At 33.4% G+C, this 19,030-nt stretch carries 18 protein-coding genes; 12 read left to right on the top strand and 6 right to left on the bottom strand.

Features of this window, described 5'->3' with window-relative positions; all coding sequences use genetic code 11:
- Window positions 1-7: 7 nt before the first annotated feature.
- Window positions 8-787, bottom strand: a complete 780-nt coding sequence (locus RB618_RS09390) for an NYN domain-containing protein (RefSeq protein WP_308068509.1) — start codon at window positions 785-787, stop codon at window positions 8-10.
- 201 nt (window positions 788-988) lie between these two features.
- Between RB618_RS09390 and RB618_RS09385 the strand changes: the two genes are divergently transcribed.
- From RB618_RS09385 to RB618_RS09365, 5 genes are all read left to right on the top strand, one after another.
- Window positions 989-1,438 carry an Rrf2 family transcriptional regulator gene (locus RB618_RS09385; protein WP_308068508.1) on the top strand — a complete coding sequence of 150 codons (450 nt, stop codon included), beginning with the start codon at window positions 989-991 and terminating at the stop codon, window positions 1,436-1,438.
- A 21-nt stretch (window positions 1,439-1,459) separates the two neighbouring features.
- Window positions 1,460-1,987, top strand: a complete 528-nt coding sequence (azu, locus tag RB618_RS09380) for an azurin (RefSeq protein ID WP_308068507.1) — start codon at window positions 1,460-1,462, stop codon at window positions 1,985-1,987.
- Window positions 1,988-2,084: 97 nt separating this feature from the next.
- Complete coding sequence (locus RB618_RS09375; RefSeq protein ID WP_308068506.1) at window positions 2,085-4,319, top strand: nitric-oxide reductase large subunit; 2,235 nt, start codon at window positions 2,085-2,087, stop codon at window positions 4,317-4,319.
- Between the two features lie 27 nt (window positions 4,320-4,346).
- Window positions 4,347-5,078 (top strand): iron-sulfur cluster repair di-iron protein, encoded by a 732-nt coding sequence (gene ric, locus RB618_RS09370; RefSeq protein WP_308068505.1) that lies wholly within the window; start codon window positions 4,347-4,349, stop codon window positions 5,076-5,078.
- 329 nt (window positions 5,079-5,407) lie between these two features.
- A complete protein-coding gene (locus RB618_RS09365; RefSeq protein WP_308068504.1) occupies window positions 5,408-6,532 on the top strand; it encodes a hypothetical protein in 1,125 nt (374 codons plus the stop codon).
- Window positions 6,533-6,867: 335 nt separating this feature from the next.
- On the opposite strand, the gene RB618_RS09360 is transcribed toward RB618_RS09365, so the two are convergent.
- Genes RB618_RS09360 through nirK form a run of 3 tightly spaced genes read right to left on the bottom strand, consistent with a single transcriptional unit; the run spans window position 6,868 to window position 9,720 of the window.
- Window positions 6,868-7,464 carry an SCO family protein gene (locus RB618_RS09360; RefSeq protein ID WP_308068503.1) on the bottom strand — a complete coding sequence of 199 codons (597 nt, stop codon included), beginning with the start codon at window positions 7,462-7,464 and terminating at the stop codon, window positions 6,868-6,870.
- 17 nt (window positions 7,465-7,481) lie between these two features.
- On the bottom strand, window positions 7,482-8,258 hold the full coding sequence (locus tag RB618_RS09355) for a formylglycine-generating enzyme family protein (protein ID WP_374121110.1): 777 nt from the start codon (window positions 8,256-8,258) through the stop codon (window positions 7,482-7,484).
- 16 nt (window positions 8,259-8,274) lie between these two features.
- On the bottom strand, window positions 8,275-9,720 hold the full coding sequence (nirK, locus tag RB618_RS09350; protein ID WP_308068502.1) for a copper-containing nitrite reductase: 1,446 nt from the start codon (window positions 9,718-9,720) through the stop codon (window positions 8,275-8,277).
- A gap of 276 nt (window positions 9,721-9,996) precedes the next feature.
- Between nirK and RB618_RS09345 the strand changes: the two genes are divergently transcribed.
- Both RB618_RS09345 and RB618_RS09340 read left to right on the top strand, forming a co-directional pair.
- Entirely contained in the window at window positions 9,997-11,256 is a 1,260-nt protein-coding gene (locus tag RB618_RS09345) for an aminotransferase class I/II-fold pyridoxal phosphate-dependent enzyme (RefSeq protein WP_248726131.1), read from the top strand.
- Window positions 11,257-11,378: 122 nt separating this feature from the next.
- On the top strand, window positions 11,379-11,864 hold the full coding sequence (locus tag RB618_RS09340) for a hypothetical protein (RefSeq protein ID WP_308068501.1): 486 nt from the start codon (window positions 11,379-11,381) through the stop codon (window positions 11,862-11,864).
- Window positions 11,865-11,951: 87 nt separating this feature from the next.
- Here the strand turns inward: RB618_RS09340 and RB618_RS09335 are convergent, their stop codons facing one another.
- Together RB618_RS09335 and RB618_RS09330 are read right to left on the bottom strand one after the other, a co-directional pair.
- Window positions 11,952-13,070 carry a GTP cyclohydrolase gene (locus tag RB618_RS09335; protein ID WP_308068500.1) on the bottom strand — a complete coding sequence of 373 codons (1,119 nt, stop codon included), beginning with the start codon at window positions 13,068-13,070 and terminating at the stop codon, window positions 11,952-11,954.
- A gap of 47 nt (window positions 13,071-13,117) precedes the next feature.
- A complete protein-coding gene (locus RB618_RS09330; RefSeq protein ID WP_308068499.1) occupies window positions 13,118-14,086 on the bottom strand; it encodes a transporter in 969 nt (322 codons plus the stop codon).
- Window positions 14,087-14,174: 88 nt separating this feature from the next.
- Here RB618_RS09330 and RB618_RS09325 point away from each other — a divergent pair, with 88 nt between their 5' ends.
- The 5 genes from RB618_RS09325 to RB618_RS09305 all read left to right on the top strand — a co-directional run bounded on the left by RB618_RS09325 (window position 14,175) and on the right by RB618_RS09305 (window position 19,021).
- On the top strand, window positions 14,175-14,504 hold the full coding sequence (locus RB618_RS09325; RefSeq protein ID WP_308068498.1) for a DUF4834 family protein: 330 nt from the start codon (window positions 14,175-14,177) through the stop codon (window positions 14,502-14,504).
- 48 nt (window positions 14,505-14,552) lie between these two features.
- Window positions 14,553-16,982 (top strand): YfhO family protein, encoded by a 2,430-nt coding sequence (locus tag RB618_RS09320; RefSeq protein ID WP_308068496.1) that lies wholly within the window; start codon window positions 14,553-14,555, stop codon window positions 16,980-16,982.
- Between the two features lie 77 nt (window positions 16,983-17,059).
- Window positions 17,060-17,227, top strand: a complete 168-nt coding sequence (locus tag RB618_RS09315; RefSeq protein ID WP_308068495.1) for a hypothetical protein — start codon at window positions 17,060-17,062, stop codon at window positions 17,225-17,227.
- Complete coding sequence (locus RB618_RS09310) at window positions 17,224-17,697, top strand: nucleotidyltransferase (RefSeq protein ID WP_308068494.1); 474 nt, start codon at window positions 17,224-17,226, stop codon at window positions 17,695-17,697. Before RB618_RS09315 ends, RB618_RS09310 begins: the two co-directional genes overlap by 4 nt.
- Before the next feature lie 37 nt (window positions 17,698-17,734).
- Window positions 17,735-19,021 (top strand): glycosyltransferase family 4 protein, encoded by a 1,287-nt coding sequence (locus tag RB618_RS09305; RefSeq protein ID WP_308068493.1) that lies wholly within the window; start codon window positions 17,735-17,737, stop codon window positions 19,019-19,021.
- The last annotated feature ends 9 nt before the right edge of the window (window positions 19,022-19,030 follow it).

Here is a 19,030-nt window from a genome sequence, read left to right as displayed (position 1 = left end):
ACGATAATTAATTGAATCTTAAACGTACATAAACGTGCTTGATTCCTTTTTTGTCTGACTCTCTTTCATCGATTTCCAAAATATCAGTAAGCGATTTAAGCATTGGAGTCAGTTTAGAATAACCATAATTTCGAGGGTCAAATTCAGGTTTTTTCTTCACGATCAAATTGCCGACATCTCCAAGAAATGCCCAACCATCGTCATCTTCAATATCTTCAATAGTAGATTCAATAAGTTCAATGGTTTGTTTGTCAATTTTATGAAGTGCTTTTTCAGCAGGTTTTTCAGCAGGTTTTTTGGTATCTGCGGCTACAGCTTTTGGCTTTTTCTTTTGAGTTGCGCCATCCAAAACTTCAATATAAATAAATCTGTCGCAGGCTACAATAAATGAGTTTGGGGTTTTCTTTTCTCCAATACCAATTACTTTCATGCCCGATTCGCGAAGTCTCACCGCAAGTCTTGTAAAATCACTATCGCTAGAAACTATACAGAATCCGTCTAATTTTCCAGAATAAAGCAAATCCATTGCATCAATAATCAAAGCAGAATCTGACGAATTTTTCCCAACCGTATAACTATATTGCTGAATAGGAGTGATGGCATGCTCTAGTAAAACGCCTTTCCATCCATTTGCATTCGGTTTTGTCCAATCGGCATAAATTCTTTTCGTAGTTGGAGTTCCTAGTTTCGCAATTTCTTCCATCATACCTTTTACATTGCTGTAAGGCACATTGTCTGCATCGATAAGAACTGCCAGTTTTAAATCTTTTGAATTGCTTAAAGGCATTTGTTAAATATTTAAAATTTAATACTCTCAAAGTTAAAATTAAAATTGGTTTTTATAAGAGATCAATGATGAATAAGTGTTTTTATGGGTATTAATTAGTTTCATTATAAATAATATTTGGTCTTTGAAAAAAATAATTAAAGATAAATTTGTCTTTTATTTAAAACCTCTCTATCTTTGTCTAGAATTAATTAAGGATGTATGTTTTCAAAAGCGTGTGAATACGGAATAAGAGCTTCAATATTTATTGCGACCAAATCTTCTAAAGGGATTAGGGTTGGAATAAAAGATGTTGCGAAAGAAATTGACTCGCCGGAACCATTTACAGCCAAGATTATGCAGATTTTAACCAAAAGTGGCATAATACATTCGACAAAAGGAGTAGGAGGCGGATTCGAAGTTTCGCCAGAAGCATCAAAAAGAATAAAATTAATTCAGATTGTGGATGCTATCGATGGAAATAAAATATACAGCGGCTGCGGAATCGGATTGAAGGAATGCTCAGAAGAACATCCCTGCCCAGTTCATCACGAATTCAAGAAAATAAGAGGACTGCTGTTGGAAATGCTTATTAATACTACTTTAGAACAGTTAGCTTCTGATGTTAAATCGGGAGATTTCTTTCTCAAAGCGACAAATGTGAACAACTAAATATTATTAAATATCTTAAAAATGAATACAAAAACCAAAATTTCAGTATTAATCCTAATGGGATTTTTAGCAGTTACTTCTTGCGGTAAAAAAGAAACAGCTCCAGCTGAACCGACAGAAACAACCGAAACATCTACTGAAGGCGAACAAGCTCCAGTAGCTGCACCGACAGAGGAAAATGTCTTAGTTATTGAAGGAAATGACCAAATGCAGTTTAATACAAATGAATTAAAAGCTGTTGCTGGAAAACCAATTAAATTGACTTTGAAACATGTTGGTAAAATTCCGAAAGAAGCAATGGGGCACAATTTAGTGATTTTGCAAGAAGGAACAGACCAAGCAGCTTTTGCTTTAAAAGCGAATGATGCAAAAGCAACTGATTATATTCCAGAATCTGAAAAAGCTTCAATCATTGCACACACTAAATTAATTGGTGGTGGAGAAGAAGATACAATCGAGTTTACAATTGATAAAAAAGGATCATATCCATTTATTTGCTCTTTCCCTGGGCACGTAGCCATGATGAAAGGTGTATTAATTGTTGAGTAAATAATCAAAAACTCCAAATGCTGTAATTAGGTTTGGAGTTTTTTTAAAAACTAATAAAAGATAAAATTATCTTTTATTGATAAGTTTCCCCAAAAAAATGAAAAGAGAAAAAAAATTATGGATAGTATTTGCATTGGTAATGAGTATTTCATTTGCCGTGCTTGGTTATTATGGTTACGAAATTTATCAGCAGGCACCACCAGTTCCGAAAGAAATTGTAACCGATTCTGGTAAAGCTGTTTTTAGTGAAAGTGAAATTAAAGACGGACAAAATATCTGGCAAAGTATAGGTGGCCAGGAAGTGGGATCTATCTGGGGACACGGCGCCTATGTGGCCCCAGACTGGACCGCAGATTGGTTGCATAGAGAAGCCGTTTTTATATTGGATATATATGCTAAAAAAGACTTCAATAAAAAGTATGAAGAACTGGATGCAGAAAAACAATCGGCGTTAAAAATTCGACTTCAGAAAGATTTAAGAACTAATCGATATGATGCTCAGACCGGAGTGCTCACGATTTCTGAAAATCGTTTGGTGGCAATTGAACACTTAAGCGAATATTATAAAGGTCTTTTTACAAATGATCCTAAATTTGATAAATTGAGAGAAGAATATGCGATTCCGAAAAACGCTATTACAGATGTTGAAAGAATGCATAAAATGAATGCCTTTTTCTTCTGGGCAACTTGGGCAACAGTTACCAATCGTCCTGATGGAGATATTTCGTATACACACAACTGGCCGTCAGATGAGTTGGTTGGAAATACGGCAACAACCGAACTTTTGGCTTGGTCTGGAGTAAGTATTATTTTATTGATTTTAAGTGTTGGAATCTTAGTTTTCTATCATGCAAAATCGGGTGAAGACGAAGAATTTCCACTTCCAAAAGAAGATCCTTTAATTAAGCAGGGCAAAACAAAATCGATGGGATTGGTAACCAAATATTTCTGGATTGTAAGTTTACTAATGGTTCTACAAATGGTTTTCGGAATTATCACTGCGCATTATGGTGTGGAAGGAAATGGTTTATACGGAATTCCGATTGATAAAATCCTGCCTTATGCCGTAACACGTACATGGCACACGCAATTGGCTATTTTCTGGATTGCAACTGCTTGGCTGGCAACAGGATTGTATATTGCTCCAGCAGTTTCGGGTAAAGATCCTAAATTTCAATGTTTTGGTATCAACTTCCTGTTTATTGCGCTTTTGATTATTGTTTTAGGATCAATGGCTGGACAATGGTTTGGAGTAATGCAAAAATTAAATTTGGTTCAGAATTTCTGGTTCGGTCATCAAGGTTACGAATATGTTGATTTAGGTCGTTTCTGGCAGATTTTCCTTTTGGTAGGATTGTTCTTGTGGCTGGCTTTGATGATTCGTCCATTACTTCCAGTTTTAAAGAAAAAAACAGAAGAGAAAAACCTAATCATTTTGTTCTTAGTTTCTTGTACTGCAATTGCGATGTTTTACGGAGCAGGATTAATGTGGGGAAGACAAACCAATTTAGCTATTGCAGAATATTGGAGATGGTGGGTAGTTCACCTTTGGGTTGAAGGATTCTTTGAAGTATTTGCAACAGTTGTAATTGCGTTCTTGTTTGTTCGTTTGGGATTATTAAAAACGAAAACAGCCACTTTAAATGTGCTTTTCGCAACTATTATCTTCATGTCTGGAGGTATTTTAGGAACATTCCATCACTTGTATTTCTCTGGAACGCCAACAGCAATTATGGCTCTTGGAGCAACATTCAGTGCATTAGAAGTTGTGCCATTGACTTTAATCGGGTTTGAAGCGTATCAAAACTATAAAATCTCTAAATCGACACAATGGATTGCCGATTACAAATGGCCAATTTACTTTATGATTTCTGTAGCGTTTTGGAATTTCCTTGGAGCCGGAATCTTCGGATTTATCATTAATCCGCCAATTGCATTGTATTATGTACAAGGATTAAACACAACGCCTTTACACGGACACACGGCTTTATTTGGAGTGTACGGAATGCTTGGAATTGGATTGGTATTATTTGTATTGAGAAGTTTGTATAGAAATGTAAAATGGAATACTAAACTGCTTAAAATTACTTTCTGGTCTTTAAATATTGGATTGTTCTTAATGGCAATTTTAAGCCTTCTTCCAATTGGAGTTTGGCAGGCAATTGAAAGTATCAGTCATGGAATGTGGTATGCTCGTTCATCAGAATTAATGCAACAGCCAGCAATGATTACTTTAAAATGGCTTCGTGCAATTGGAGATTCTATTTTTGGAATCGGGTTTATAACAATGGCTTGGTTTGTATTTGAACTTACATTAAAAAACAAAAAATAAAAACATAAAAAAAATAAATTGATTATCATGGAAAATTTAAAAAACAAAACAATAGGATCATTTGTGGCTGAGGATTTTAGAACAGCTGCGGTTTTTTCAAAATATAGAATAGATTTTTGTTGCAAAGGAAATCGTACAGTGACAGAAGTTTGCGAAAAGCAAAATATTGATGCAGATACTTTATTAGAAAATGTACTGCAAGTTGTACAATCAGAAAATAATGGAAGTATTGATTTCAACTCATGGCCTTTAGATTTATTGGCAGATTATATTGAGAAAACGCATCATCGTTATGTGGAAGAAAAAACGAATGTTTTGCTTCCGTTTTTAGATAAATTATGCAAAGTTCATGGAGCAAATCATCCCGAATTGTTTAAAATAAACGAATTGTTTATTGGTTGTGCAGGAGAATTATCTCAACACATGAAAAAAGAAGAATTGGTTTTATTCCCATTTGTAAAAAGAATGGTGAAAACGAAAGACACAGATGGAGTTTTACATCAGCCTTCTTTCGGAACCGTTGCAAATCCGATTGCAATGATGATGCACGAGCACGATAATGAAGGTGAGCGTTTTAGAGAAATCGCAGCGTTGACAGATAATTATAATCCGCCAGCAGACGCTTGTACAACCTACAGAGTGACTTTTGCTATGTTGAAAGAGTTTGAAGCAGATTTACATAAACACATTCATTTGGAAAACAATATCTTATTTCCAAAAGCTGTGGCTTTAGAAAAAGACTTTGTCGAAGTAGAATAAAGGTTAATTTTAATAGTTCGAAAACATCGGTAATAATCTTCTAAAATGATAATTATCGGTGTTTTTTATTTCAAGAAATATTATTTTAATTGGAATTAAACACATAGAAACATAGATTAAAAAACTCAAAAAGATGATTTTAGAAAATCTAGATTTTCACACATAGCTATGTGTATTAATGCAAGTGAAACGCCTTTTATGCGTCTAGAAAGTCTATGTTTCTATGTGTATAAATAAAAATATAATCTATGAATTCTCAAAAAAGCTGGATACTGTGCTGTTTTTTTAATTTTCTGATAGCCTGCGTTTTCGGATTATTAATGCGGTTTATGTATCTGTTTCCTTTAGATTTTTTGAACTATAGTTTTCTGCTTCATGCACATTCGCATGTTGCGATGTTAGGCTGGGTTTATATGATCGTATATGTTTTGGTGGTTCATTTTTTTATTCCAAAAGAAAAAAGCCAGAAACCCATTTACAACCGTTTATTTTGGCTGACCGAATTTTCAGTAATCGGAATGATGATTGCTTTTCCAATTCAAGGTTATGCTCTGTTTTCGATTGTATTTTCAACAATGCATATTTTGCTGAGTTATATTTTTTGCCGTTTGGTTTGGAAAGATAGTTTAAGGGATAAATCGCCATCACAAAGACTTTTATTGGTTTCGATTCTGTTTATGATTTTATCGACTTTTGGAGTTTGGTGTCTTGGTCCGGCCGTGAGCACATTAGGAAAACAAAGTGCTTTTTATCAAATTGCGATTCAGTTTTTTCTCCATTTTCAATTTAACGGCTGGTTTATTTTAGCGATTTTAGCTTTGTTTTTAAAACAATTTAAAGAAAAGATCAATGAGGTAAAATTTAAGAAGTTTTACTTTCTAATGGTTGCTTCTACGCTATTGACAGTTTGTTTTCCTGTTCGCTGGTTTATAGAAAATGATATTTTGAGTTATGTCAATGGTTTGGGAGTTTTAATTCAACTGGGCGCTTTTGTTTATTTCTATAAAATGTTGCAACCTCAAATCGGTCATTTTAAAAGCACTTTAGATAAAACGACTAAAATAGTTTATGGTTTGGCATTGTGTTCTTTGTTTTTGAAAGTCGGAATTCAATTGCTGACTCTTTTTCCTAATCTGGCAGAAGTTTCACATCAAATTCGAAATTTTGTAATTGGTTTTATTCATTTAACAACTTTAGGAATCATAACTGGATTTTTGTTCGGGATTCTGCTTCAGAATAAAATGCTTTCTGCTAATTCTTCATCATTGAAAATAGGAGTGAAGAGTTTTATTTTAGGATATATTGCAACCGAAGTTTTATTGTTTCTGCAAGGCTGGTTTTTCTTTTTTGGAGAAGGAAGCATTCCAGGATATTTTCAAAGTATTTTGATTTTTAGTATTCTTTTGGTTTTGGGATTGGTTTTAATGATGAGTTCTATAATTAAGAGAAAATAATATAGTAAGTAAGTTCCAGAGGAACGACATATTTATAGAAAAATTGGGTAGTAGAGAAAAGAAGCTCTGGAGGAGCGAAATATTTATAGAAAACGTTTTGACAAAGATTAAAGAGCCCCAGCGGAGCGAAATATTTTCTAATAGTTTTTTTTCTAACCTGATAAAGATTTCGCTCCGCTGGAGCTTTTTATAAACGCGTTACATTTTTTCTATAAATATTTCGCTTCTCCGAAGCTTTACAACATATTTCTTTATAACTTATTATAAATAAAAAACAAGAGTTGATTTTACTATAAACCTGCTCTTGTTTCTTACTAATTAACCTATTTAAATATCTATATTTTTGCTGCTTCCAGATTTATTGTTTCAATTGTTTTTTCATTATTGACGCCTAAACCTTCCTGCTGAAAAACCAATTCTCCTTCTGGATTAAAAACGCTGATAATATTTGAATGCGAGAAATCTATTGGAGAGATTTTTTTATAATTGACAGCCAAAACTGCTGCAAACTCTCTCGTGTTTTCTTCAGATGAACGAAGGAAAACCCAGGGATCTTGGTTCATTTTATTTTCAATTGCAAACGATTTTAATCTTTCAGGAGTATCTGTATTTGGATCAATGCTTACCAAAATCAATTTCACATGCTGTTTTGTCTTTTTCTCCAGTTTTGATTCAATATCGCGCATATCGGCCACTAATCTAGGGCAAGCCGATTTGCAACTGGTATAAATCATTACCATTACTAAAACATTTCCTCTGAGTGATTTTAATTCGATGTCTTTTCCTTCCTGAGTTGTCCATTTAGAAGGAAGATTATAAATCGATAAATCGCTGATTTCCTTTTTTGCTTCTGCCTTAACCTCTTTTTTATCAGATTCTTTACAGCTGTAAAAAGAGAATAAGAGAAGAAAAGCAATTGCTATTTTTTTCATTGTAAACTAATTTTAAATTAGATTTTTGGTTTTGTTGTGCTAGCGCATCTAAAGCCAAGATTTCGTGTTGAATATTGCGCTTTCAAGCTTCCACGGAATGCATAACGCATAAAGGCCGCATAATCCATTAAATCGGATGCATTTACAGAAGCGCTTCCGCAAAAGAGGTTTTTGTCTGTGCTTTTATCTTTTCTAGATTCTCCCGATAAAAAGATGCTGTTAAAGTCAGATGTCCATTCCCAAACTAAACCATGCATGTCGTACACTCCCCAATAATTTTTGAATGTTTTTCCGATTTCATTTTCGTACGTTTTAGATTTCTCGTACCATGATAAAATGTATTCGTTAAACTCTTTTTTGGTTCGTGCATCAATTTTTTTAGTGTCTGCCATTGCTACGTATTCCCATTCGTCCATTGTTGCCAGACGTTTTCCTTGGCATTCACAGTATTTTTTTGCGGTAAACCAAGAAACGCTGGTTACGGGCGATTTTGGTTTTGCATTTCCAAAATCAAAATCAGACACCCAGTAAGACAAATAGCTTTTATCGGCAAAAATTCCTTTAATTTTTGATTTTTGATAAGAAGGATTTTTTTTGACAAATTCTAAAAACTCACTATTGGTTACAGGATAAATGTCTATGTAAAAAGGTTTTACTACTACAGGTTTTTGAGAAACAGCTCCATAAAGAGGGACATAAGATCCCTCTTTTATGAAAGCCATTCCTTTTTCCTGAGCCTTCATGACACTAAACACAGAGAAAAAGATAGTTAGTATGAAAATGTATTTTTTCATGCTGAATGTTTGCTGTTTATCTTAATGCTTTTACCATTTCAGGAGTAACTTCGGTTTTGTTGTTGCCCCAACTGTTGTAAATGTAGGTCAATACATTTGCGATTTCATCATCAGATAAATTCTGAGCAGGCATTATGTTGTTGTATTTTTTACCATTTACCGTTACTTCGCCTGTTAAACCATGCAGAATGGTTTTAATTGCACGTTTAGAATCGGCATTCAAATAATCTGATTTTGCTAAAGGAGGGAAAGTGCTCGGAATTCCTTGTCCTTCAGACTGATGGCAAGCAAAACAAGTTGTCCCGAAGATTTCTTTTCCAATTTTAACTTTCTCTTCAACAGTACGTTTTGGAACTGCAGCTTTTGCTGTTGAGGTTCCTGGCATTTTTTGGATTGTTCCACCTTCAGGCAAATAAATACCTTCCTGAATAGTTCCAGAATAGATGTTTTTGTTTTCTTTTCCTTCCACTTTAAGCATCCCCAGCGCTCCTTTATTAAATGCTCTAAAGATAGAGTGGTCTACCAGAATGAAAGTTCCTGGAGTTTCTACTTTAAAATCAACAATTGCCGCACCACCAGCAGGAATTAACGTAGTCTGAACATTTTTGTTTACTGTACTTCCGCCCTCAACATGTACATTGTCAAATATTTCTCCAATAACGTGGAAAGAAGAAACCAAATTTGGTCCGCCATTTCCAACAAATAAACGCACTGTCTCTCCAACTTTTGCTGTCAATTCACCACCATTTGTCAAAGCACCTACTTTTCCATTAAATACAACATAGTCAGGAGTTTCTTTAACCGCTTTATTCATATCAAACGGCTGAAGACCTTTTGCTCCATATTCACCTTGAGTGTAAAAATCACCCTGCATTACGTAGTACTCTTTATCAACAGGAGGAAGTCCGCCCTCTGGTTCAACCAAAATTAATCCGTACATACCATTTGCAATGTGCATTCCCACAGGAGCAGTAGCACAGTGGTAAACATACAATCCAGGGTTTATAACTTTAAAGCTGAATACTTTTTCGTGTCCCGGAGCTACAAGAGATGAGGTTGCTCCACCACCTGGACCAGTTACGGCATGTAAATCGATATTATGAGGTAATTTGTTATCAGGATGGTTTTTTAAGTGAAATTCTACTTCGTCACCAACACGAGTTCTAATAAAACTTCCAGGAACAGAACCCCCAAACGTCCAATAGGTATATTTTACACCATCAGTCATTGTTCCTTCTTGTTCTTTAATTTCCATGTTTAATTTTAATTTCATGGCCGTTCTGTTACCAACAGGTTTAGGAACATGAGGAGGGGCTGTGAGTTCAGCCTCCATTTCGCCTTCAGTCATGATATCTGCATAATCTTTCTCTTCATTTTTCTTGCAGCTTCCTAAGATTAGGAGCAAACAAAATAAGCCTAAAAGTGCATACAGTTTGCTTAGGGTTTTGTTGTTGTTTTTCATAATGCTTTGATTTTGTATTGGTTATATTCTTATTTAAAAGTAATTAAAATTTTATTCAAAAATAAAAGACATGTTTGTCTTTTATTATGATAAAAATCATACTTGTTATAGAAATAGTATATTAAATTGCATTTGGCAATTATTGATTAGAAACTAACACTGTTAGAAAAAATGTTTGGAATATTTTTTAATAAAAATAAATGAAGGTCTGAATTTTAGAAGAATAATGATTATTTTTGCTCGCTGATAAAGTAAAAAAAACTACTACATTATATTATGGTAAAAGATTTATTTGAAAGAATTCAGGACAATAAAGGACCTTTAGGAAAATGGGCTTCTCAAGCAGAAGGTTATTATGTTTTCCCAAAGTTAGAAGGAGAGTTGGGTCCTAGAATGCAATTTCATGGAAAAAATATTTTAAACTGGAGTTTAAATGATTATTTAGGTTTAGCCAATCATCCAGAAGTTCGTCAGGCAGATACAGATGCAGCAATTCAGTTTGGTGCAGCTTATCCGATGGGAGCTCGTATGATGTCTGGACACACTACGTACCACGAACAATTAGAAAATGAATTGGCTGAATTCGTAATGAAAGAATCTGCTTATTTATTGAATTTTGGTTACCAAGGAATGGTGTCTATCATTGATGCTTTGGTTACTAAAAATGACATTATTGTTTATGATGTAGATTCACATGCTTGTATCATTGATGGTGTTCGTTTACACATGGGTAAGCGTTTCACATACAAACACAATGACCTTGAAAGTATGGAGAAAAACCTACAGCGTGCTACTAAAATGGCAGAGGAAACAGGTGGAGGTATTTTATTTATTACTGAAGGTGTTTTTGGAATGCGCGGACAGCAAGGAAAACTAAAAGAGATTGCTGAATTAAAGAAAAAATACAATTTCAGATTATTAGTAGATGATGCTCACGGTTTTGGTACATTAGGTAAAACTGGTGCTGGAGCAGGTGAGGAGCAAGGAGTTCAAGATCAGATTGATGTTTACTTCTCTACTTTTGCAAAATCTATGGCTAATATCGGTGCTTTCGTAGCGGCTGATAAAACAGTTATCGATTATTTGAAATACAACTTACGTTCTCAAATGTTTGCTAAAGCATTACCAATGATTCAAACAATTGGTTCTTTGAAACGTTTAGAGTTATTGCGTAAATCGTCTGCAATTAAAGATAAACTTTGGGAAAACGTAAATGCATTGCAAAACGGTCTTAAAGAAAAAGGATTTAATATTGGAGATACAAATACTTGTATTACACCAGTTTACTTAGAAGGAAGTATTCCTGAGGCAATGGTTATGGTAAACGATTTGAGAGAAAATTATGGTATTTTCCTTTCTATCGTGGTTTATCCAGTTATTCCTAAGGGAATTATCTTATTGAGAATGATTCCTACAGCTTCTCATACATTAGCAGATATCGAAGAGACTTTAACGGCTTTTGAAGCAATCCGTGAGAAATTGACTAACGGAACTTATAAAGAAATTGCAGAACGTACAACTGTAGACGTTTCGTAATGACTTAAAAAAATAAATTCTCATACATGGGAATTATATAAAAAAATCCATTCGTTATGCGAATGGATTTTTTTTATTTAAAGTAACTTTATTTCATAATCAACAAAATAAAAAAGGCAAGTATGAAAAAAGTATTTACAATAGTGGTAATAGCGTTAGCTGTTTTTGTTTCTTGTAAAAAAGAAGCAACAACGACAGAGCCAGTACAAATTACGCCAAGTCCTCCAAAAGAAGCTGAAATAGTTGAACCTGCTGGAGATCAGTGTTATGCATGGAAATCTAATGGAAGTGTTATAGAAATGAGTTTTAATGTTAATTCTCATCAGGAAGTAAACGGAAAACTAAGTTATAATCTGGTAGGAAAAGATAAAAACGAAGGAACCTTAATTGGGAATATGAAAGGTGATACTTTAGTTGCCGATTATACTTTTAATTCTGAAGGTGTGTCATCGGTAAGAGAAGTTGTTTTTCTACAAAAAGATGGAGCTTTTATTGAAGGATATGGCGATGTTGCAACCGCCAATGATAAGGTTTCTTTTAAAGATAAATCAAAACTAAAATTTGATGCAAAAAATACTTTAGTTAAAGTAGATTGCAAAGTAGAGTAATGATGTTTTTTTGCATAAAGTAAAAAATCCATTCGTTTGGGGGCGAATGGATTTTTTTATTGTGATAACTGCGACTGAAAACTAAATTTAAAGATTCTTCAAATAAGTTTTTCTCTGACAGTGAATAGTTGGGTCAAAGTTTTTCCAAAGCAAATGAATGGCGTTGTTTTCTAATAACTCTGGAGTCCTAATACAAGTCTGAATTCCTTTAGCCGAAAAAGTTTTGTAATATTCATCAAAAATAATTGCTGTTACACCTTTGTTTTGATATTCAGGATGAACTCCGATAAGGTAAAAAACCACATCTTTACTGTGTTTTCTTGCTTTTAACAAATGAAGAAAACCAAAAGGAAATAATTTGCCTTTCATTTTTTGTAAAGCCTCAACAAAACTTGGCATTACAATACTGAAAGCGATTAGATTATCATCTTTATCCAAAACGAACTTAATGTATTCGGGATTGATAAAGCTAATGTATTTCTTTTTAAAATATTCTTTTTGTACGTCTGAAATTGCTACAAAAGAAGCCAGTTTTTCATACGATTCATTAAATAAATCAAACATTTTGTCTACGTATGGCATAATGTCTTTTGTTTTGGTAAACGTAAGAGATTTTAGTCCATAGCGTTTTTTGATTAATTCTTGTGCTTTCTGAAAAAATTCAGGTTTTACATTAGAGAAAGGAAATATGCTTTCGATATATTGTTTTTCGACCTGAAATCCTAATTGTTCCAAATGTGTTACATAATAAGGGTGATTGTACCATGTAATCATGGTTCCAATTTGATCATATCCTTCAGTTAAGACTCCTACTTTATCTAAATTTGAGAATCCCATTGGGCCTTCAGCATGTTCTAAATTGTGTTTTCTTCCTAGTTCAAAAACTTTTTCAAGCAATGCTTTAGTAACTTCAATATCATCAATTACATCAAACCATCCAAAACGTACTTTTCTTTTGTGCTGATTGTTAACTTCAGACCAATTGATAATGGCAGTAATACGCCCAACAATTTTGTTGTCTCTATAAGCTAAATAAAAATAAGCTTCAGCATTGTCAAATGCAGGGTTTTTGGTTTTGTCAAAAGATTCCAATTCGTCTGAAATAATGGGTGGCACCCAATACGGATTGTCCTTGTATAATGAAAAAGGAAATTTGATGTATTCGGTTAATTCTTTCTTGCTTTTGGCTTCTTTAATTGTAATCATTAAGGTGGTATTGAGAGTTCCTTAGAAAGGCTCTGGTTATTTTACACTTATTCGTATTTTGCTTTACGTTTTCTTTCTTTTTCCTGATAATCTACTTTTTTCTCGTTGTCAGGATTCTTTTTTGCTCTGTCTGCTGCTTTATTTTCAATTTGTTTTTCTTTGTACCATCCGTCATAACGCCATGATACTCCAACTCCTCCGTATAAAATAGAAGGCGTATTTTTAAAGTTTGTACTTATAGAAGCATCAACCTGTAAATTTGAAGAAAGGAGAAAAGCTGCTCCTCCGCGAAGAATTGAATCGCTGTAGAAATCGCTTTTGTATCCTTGATTTTCAACAAACCCAGACCATCTATCGTTAAAACCATGCGTCAAAGTTAATACATATCCGTAACTTGGATAGTCAGTTCCGATATAATCTGCAATAATATTAGTTACAAAAACCCAAGATCCTCCTCCAAGAAGATTTTGAGTGATGATTGAAACCTTAGGAGAAATGGCTCCATCGGGAGAAAAATAATACGGATTATCTGCACCAACAAAATTAGCTCCTGCAAAAACAGAAACAGCCGGAATCAGTTCGCGCCATTGAAAATTACGATTGGCTTTATAGCTGTAGATATTTACTTCTCTTTTATAGTTTTTGTATGGATCGTAGATAAGGTATTTAGCTCCTAAAACCGTTTGTCTGAAATTATTCTTTTTATAACTGGTGTACGGCGTATCAAAATTTTCTGCCTGATATTGCAAATCAACAATAAATTCTAGTTGTTCCAGAAAAGCTCCATATCTAAGGGTTAAATCTGTGCCAAAACCGCTAGCATCGTAGTCTAATAAATCATGTTTTTCTTTAATGCCATAAACGCCAAGTTCTGCTTGAATTACAGATTTTCCGACAGCATATGCTGACATAGTTTCTCCGGGGCGGTTGGAATTGATAACGTCGGTGTATTGCGCAAAAAACAGTTGTGGAATAAAAAAAAGTACCGGGGCAAGTAAGTTTTTAATTTGGAACATATAATTTTTTTTGGATTAAAAAATAATAACGCATTTCAAATGTACATATTTTATTATTTATTTAAGATTCATATTTTATTTTTAAGGAATGGATTTATTAATTTTGGAAAAAAAATATATAGTTATGCAAGAAGCATCATTTTCAGGTTTGTTTAAGACCATCATGTGGGTTATAGCTTTTTATTACATTTTTAAATTTTTAGCTAGAATCTTTTTGCCAGTATTGGTTAAAAAGGCAGTAGAGAATGCTAGTGAAAATTTTCAAAGACAACAGCAGCAGTATAATCAAGGCAATACATATCAGAACAATCGCAATACAAATAATAATGATGAAATAATCATTAATACTGCTAATGCTAAAAATCCGCGCGAGACCAAAAAAGTGGGAGAGTATGTTGATTACGAAGAAATAGATTAGATTTGTGTCCTGAAATTTAGGATTCATTTTAACCCAAACCAGCCAAAATTGAAAATAGTAAATAAGTTCTATCCGCATGCCCTTGTTATCTTGGGCTTTATTTTTGTTTCGTTAATTTATTTTTATCCAGTTCTACAAGGAAAACAAATCTTCCAATCAGATATTGCTCAATATACCGGAATGGCAAAAGAGCAAAATGATTTTAGAGCAACGGAAAATGCTGAGCCGTATTGGACAAACTCGGCTTTTGGTGGTATGCCTACGTATCAGCTTGGAGCAAATTATCCGAACGATTTTATTGGTAAAGTGGATGACGTTTTGCGTTTTCTTCCACGTCCAGCAGATTACTTATTCTTATATTTCCTTGGTTTTTATGGCTTATTATTAGTTTTAAAAACAGATCCTTTGAAAGCCTTTATAGGTTCAATTGCATTTGGTTTTTCAACTTATATGATTATTATTTTAGGAGTTGGACATAATGCCAAAGCACATGCTATTGCTTATATGCCATTGGTAATTGCTGGTTTTATACTCGTCTTTCAGAAGAAATATATTAAGGGAGGTTTGCTTACCATGTTTGCAGTGGCATTAGAAATTAGTGCCAATCACTTCCAAATGACCTATTATTTATTGATTTTCTTATTGATACTTTCAGGTTATTTTGCTTTTAATTATATCAAAGAGAAAGATTTTAAAGGACTTCTAATTTCTTGTGGAGTTTTATTAGTTGCAGGAATTTTTGCCTTAGGAGCCAACGCAGGTAATTTAATGGCAACAAACGAATATGCTAAATATAGTATCAGAGATAAAAGTGAGCTGACTTTTAATCCAGACGGATCTAAAAATGAAACCACTGCATCGATGACCACAGATTATATTACAGAATATAGTTATGGTATAGCAGAAAGTTTAAATTTAATTGCTCCTAGAATTTTTGGAGGTTCTAGCCACGAAAATGTAGGTACAGACAGCCGTATGTACGCATTTATGCTTGAACAGGGAGTTCCCGTATCTCAAGCGCAGGATTTTGTTTCGGGAATGCCAACGTATTGGGGAGATCAGCCAATTGTTTCAGCACCAGCTTATATTGGAGCAGTAGTTTTCTTTTTGGCAGTTTTAGCTTTATTTATAGACGAAGGAAAAATTAAATATGTTTTTCTTACTGGAGCACTTTTTACTTTAGTGCTTTCTTGGGGGAAAAACTTCTCTTTATTGACAGACTTTTTTATTGAATATGTTCCGCTTTACGATAAATTTAGAGCTGTATCTTCAATTCAGGTTATATTAGAATTATGTTTCCCTGTTTTAGCTGTTATGGGATTACAATCATTTTTTAAAGCTAAAGACGAGCCGAAATTACAGCAGAAAGCATTAGTGCAGACAGGAGTTTTTGGTCTAGGAGTACTTGTTATTCTTTTAATAGCAAAAAGCTTTTTCCATTTTACAGGAATGAACGATAATGTTTATTTGGAAAGCTACGGCCCAGGATTTGTTGATGCTTTAAGAGAAGACAGAATGACCATGTACTATGCAGATTTGCTAAGATCTGGATTCTTAATTATAGTGACATTTGTGGTTCTTTGGATGTTTGTAAAAAACAAATTCTCTCAAACTACAACTTTAATTGTAGTTGGAATCGTAATGATTTTTGATTTGTTTTTTGTGGATAAAAAATACGTTTCTGCAAAAGATTTTGTAAGTCCGGTTCAAATTGCGGCTCCGTTCCAAGAAACGCAGGCAGATGCACAAATTTTAAAAGATACTTCTGTTTACCGTGTATTTGATCTGCAAGGACAATTGCAAGGAAGATCTTCTTATTTCCATAAAACAATTGGAGGTTATAGTGCTGTACGACCAAGAAGAATGCAGCAATTGTATGATTATCAAATTGCTAAAAATAATTTAGAAGTGCTTAATATGCTTAATGTTAAGTATGTGATTCAAGTGGATAAAGACGGAAACCCAATTCCTGCTGTTAATCCAGATGCTAATGGAAATGCGTGGTTTGTGGGTGCAGTAAAACTGGTAAACAAACCAGACGATGTAATGAAAGCGTTGAATACTTTGGATACTAAAAAAGTAGCCGTTTTCAATGTTCACGAACATGAAAGTAAATTCCAAAATGCGAGATTAAAGAAAGCTTTCGATACAACAGGAACTATCAAAGTTGTTACTTACAAGCCAAATTATATCAAATACAAATCAGAAAATAATGGAGATGGTTTAGCTGTTTTCTCTGAAATGTATTATAAAAATGGTTGGAACGCTTATATTGACGGTAAACTAACAGATCATTTCCCAGTTGATTATGTTTTAAGAGCAATGGAAATTCCTGCTGGAAAACATACTATAGAATTCAAATTTGAACCTCAGATTATTAAAACAGGAGGTACAATTACTTTAATAAGTTCAATTGGAATGTTGTTGCTTTTGGTTGGAGGGATTTATTTTGAGAATCGAAAAGCTAAAAAAGAGTAATTGCGATATAATTGGTCAATTATATATTGGTAAATCGTTTTGTATCTTTGTGTTAGTTTATTTTAAAAATTAAAGTGATGAAGAATATTGTGTTTAATTTTGGTGACCCAAAAGAATTGGAAGCTAAGAGAATAGCAGAAATTAAATCACTTTCTTATTTAGAAAGATTGGAGCGATTAATGGCTTTGATAGAAGTTTCTTACGCATTAAAAACAGCCAAAATTATTAAATCTAAAAAACGATGAATGAGCAAATAGTTGCCATTTGGAATAGTTTTTTTGAGAACAAGGTTAAGTATATAACTATTGGTGGATTTGCTGTTAATATATATGGATACAATAGAAGTACTGGAGATATTGATATCTATTTAGAAGACACAATAGAGAATAGAATTAATTTAAGAAAAGCATTAAAGTCAATAAATTTGGGTGACTTCGAAACTATCGAAACGATGCAATTTATACCAGGCTGGACCGATTTCACTTTAAGTTATGGTTTAAGGCTTGATATTATGACTGCTGTAAAAGGTTTAGAAGATAAATCTTTTTCTTCTTTGTTAGAAGATGCCACGATCGTAATGATTGGAGAAACCCCAGTTTATTTTATTGATTATGAAAGTTTAATTGTTGCTAAAAAAGCTTCTAATCGCGCTAAGGATATTCTGGATATTGAAGAATTAGGAAAATTAAATAACGAAAATGAAGAAAACTCTTAATTCAATTTCGAGGTTATTTTAAAGAAATTAATAAAAATTGGAACAAAAAAAACTTTTAATAATTACCTATTACTTTCCGCCTGCGGGTGGGCCAGGTGTACAGCGCTGGCTAAAATTTGTAAAATACCTTCCTGAATTTGATGTTCAGCCAATAGTTTACGTTCCAGAAAACCCGACTTATCCAATTGTTGATGAAGGTTTGGTAAGTGAAATATCAGATAAAGTAATTGTTTTAAAGAATAAAATTTGGGAGCCTTACCAATTGGCTTCCATTTTTTCGAAGAATAAAACTAAGAAAATTAGTTCTGGCATTTTTCCGCAAAAGAAAAAACAGACTTTTTTGGATAAGACATTTCTTTGGGTTCGTGGAAATCTTTTTATTCCAGATGCTCGTGTTTTTTGGGTAAAACCATCAGTTTCTTATTTAGAAAAATACATTCAAGAAAATAATATTGATACGATTGTAACTTCTGGGCCACCACATAGTTTGCACTTAATTGGTCTTGAATTACAGCAGAAATTAAAAGTAAAATGGTTTGCCGATTTTCGTGATCCATGGACAACTATTGGTTATCACAAAGCACTTCGTTTGTCTTCTTATGCTGAGAAAAAACATAAGAGCTTAGAGCATAAAGTGCTTAATGCTGCAGACGAAATTATTGTAACAAGCAAAACTACAAAAGCCGAATTTGAGGCGATTACCAATAAGCCAATTACAGTAATTACAAATGGTTACGATGTTGAAACTGTCGAGAAACAGACTTTAGATGCTAAATTCACTTTAGCTCACATTGGCTCATTCTTATCAGATAGAAACCCGCCATTTTTATGGGAAGTTTTAGTTGAATTGCTGCAAGAAGTTCCAGAATTTAAGACTCATTTAGAAATAAAATTAATTGGAGCAGTAAGTCAAGAAGTTTTAGATGCTATTCAAGAACATCAATTAAAAGAGTATTTGAATTTAGTGGGTTATGTTTCTCACAAAGAAGCTGTGGCGCATCAAAGAAAATCTCAGGTTTTGCTTTTAATAGAAATTAATTCTGAAGACACGAAAAGCATTATTCCAGGAAAATTGTTCGAGTATATGGTATCAAACCGTCCAATAATCGCGATTGGTCCTCAAGGTTCTGACTTTGCCGATATTGTTACACAGACCAATACTGGAGTATTTTTTGATTATTCTGAAAAAGCGAAATTAAAAAGTGTAATTTTGGACTTTTTTAATCAGTTTTTGGAAGGGAAATTACAATCGCATGGGATTGGTTTACAGCAATATTCTAGAAAAAACCTAACCAAACAATTAGCACAGCTGATTAAAGGATAATCATTAAAA

It is taken from the genome of Flavobacterium sp. LHD-85, from assembly GCF_030929595.1.
In the GTDB taxonomy this organism is placed as follows: domain Bacteria; phylum Bacteroidota; class Bacteroidia; order Flavobacteriales; family Flavobacteriaceae; genus Flavobacterium.
This window is presented reverse-complemented; position numbering and strand designations above follow the sequence as displayed.

Excerpts from the sequence above, each read along its gene's own strand:
- RB618_RS09390 (WP_308068509.1), bottom strand. The coding sequence starts at position 787 with ATGCCTTTAAGCAATTCAAAAGATTTAAAACTGGCAGTTCTTATCGAT.
- RB618_RS09385 (WP_308068508.1), top strand. The coding sequence starts at position 989 with ATGTTTTCAAAAGCGTGTGAATACGGAATAAGAGCTTCAATATTTATT.
- azu (WP_308068507.1), top strand. The coding sequence starts at position 1,460 with ATGAATACAAAAACCAAAATTTCAGTATTAATCCTAATGGGATTTTTA.
- RB618_RS09375 (WP_308068506.1), top strand. The coding sequence starts at position 2,085 with ATGAAAAGAGAAAAAAAATTATGGATAGTATTTGCATTGGTAATGAGT.
- ric (WP_308068505.1), top strand. The coding sequence starts at position 4,347 with ATGGAAAATTTAAAAAACAAAACAATAGGATCATTTGTGGCTGAGGAT.
- RB618_RS09365 (WP_308068504.1), top strand. The coding sequence starts at position 5,408 with ATGTATCTGTTTCCTTTAGATTTTTTGAACTATAGTTTTCTGCTTCAT.
- RB618_RS09360 (WP_308068503.1), bottom strand. The coding sequence starts at position 7,464 with ATGAAAAAAATAGCAATTGCTTTTCTTCTCTTATTCTCTTTTTACAGC.
- RB618_RS09355 (WP_374121110.1), bottom strand. The coding sequence starts at position 8,258 with ATGAAAAAATACATTTTCATACTAACTATCTTTTTCTCTGTGTTTAGT.
- nirK (WP_308068502.1), bottom strand. The coding sequence starts at position 9,720 with ATGAAAAACAACAACAAAACCCTAAGCAAACTGTATGCACTTTTAGGC.
- RB618_RS09345 (WP_248726131.1), top strand. The coding sequence starts at position 9,997 with ATGGTAAAAGATTTATTTGAAAGAATTCAGGACAATAAAGGACCTTTA.
- RB618_RS09340 (WP_308068501.1), top strand. The coding sequence starts at position 11,379 with ATGAAAAAAGTATTTACAATAGTGGTAATAGCGTTAGCTGTTTTTGTT.
- RB618_RS09335 (WP_308068500.1), bottom strand. The coding sequence starts at position 13,070 with ATGATTACAATTAAAGAAGCCAAAAGCAAGAAAGAATTAACCGAATAC.
- RB618_RS09330 (WP_308068499.1), bottom strand. The coding sequence starts at position 14,086 with ATGTTCCAAATTAAAAACTTACTTGCCCCGGTACTTTTTTTTATTCCA.
- RB618_RS09325 (WP_308068498.1), top strand. The coding sequence starts at position 14,175 with ATGGATTTATTAATTTTGGAAAAAAAATATATAGTTATGCAAGAAGCA.
- RB618_RS09315 (WP_308068495.1), top strand. The coding sequence starts at position 17,060 with ATGAAGAATATTGTGTTTAATTTTGGTGACCCAAAAGAATTGGAAGCT.
- RB618_RS09310 (WP_308068494.1), top strand. The coding sequence starts at position 17,224 with ATGAATGAGCAAATAGTTGCCATTTGGAATAGTTTTTTTGAGAACAAG.